The sequence below is a fragment of the Mesotoga sp. HF07.pep.5.2.highcov genome (genome assembly GCF_003666285.1).
In the GTDB taxonomy this organism is placed as follows: domain Bacteria; phylum Thermotogota; class Thermotogae; order Petrotogales; family Kosmotogaceae; genus Mesotoga; species Mesotoga prima.
Genome location: NZ_JFHJ01000022.1, coordinates 1 through 561, shown reverse-complemented (window position 1 = coordinate 561; position 561 = coordinate 1). Strand labels below are relative to the sequence as shown.

At 47.6% G+C, this 561-nt stretch carries 2 protein-coding genes; both read right to left on the bottom strand.

The features are described 5' to 3' along the window. A partial coding sequence (locus tag BG32_RS16995) for a translation initiation factor IF-2 N-terminal domain-containing protein (protein ID WP_147434763.1) occupies window positions 1-101 on the bottom strand: 101 nt, incomplete at its 3' end. A 3-nt stretch (window positions 102-104) separates the two neighbouring features. Further along, entirely contained in the window at window positions 105-431 is a 327-nt protein-coding gene (locus BG32_RS00475; protein WP_006487088.1) for a ribosomal L7Ae/L30e/S12e/Gadd45 family protein, read from the bottom strand. Window positions 432-561: the final 130 nt, after the last annotated feature.

Below are 561 nucleotides of genomic sequence, written 5' to 3'. Positions count from 1 at the left end.
TGGTTCTTGACGGTAACACCGAGCTCCTCAAGTTCATCCAGCAGCTCTCTTGCCGTTATATTAAGTCTCTTAGCAAGCTCGTACACTCTGGCTTTTGGCATAGCTCAGTCACCTCCCGCCTGTGTGATTATCTTTGAGATTTCGTCTGCAAGGCCGTCATCGGCAATTGCCACTGCAGATATGTTGTCCTTGCCGATGGCCCTTCCCAGAGCGACGCGGTCGTGTTCTTTGAGGAGGATACAGCTTGCCCCATGGCTCTTGCACCTCTTTACCCAGTCTTCCTTTATCGAATCGCTGGTATCGCTAGCCAGAATCAAAGATTTCCTCTTGAATGGCTGCCTCAAGTAACTTCTTAGTTGTTCTTTACCAAACACAACCTTGTTTGCCCTTCTACCTATTCCTAGGAGAGATAAAACTCTCTTTTCATCCATTTTATGCCCTCGATCAACGATATTTGAGGACTACTACTCTGGTTCCCACATTCGCCTTTTCTTTCAGTTCCAGCTTTTCACACTGTTCAAAGGGCTCTCCGGCAAGAAAGTCTTCAACTCCCGCAAGCTG

Excerpts from the sequence above, each read along its gene's own strand:
- BG32_RS00475 (WP_006487088.1), bottom strand. The coding sequence starts at position 431 with ATGGATGAAAAGAGAGTTTTATCTCTCCTAGGAATAGGTAGAAGGGCA.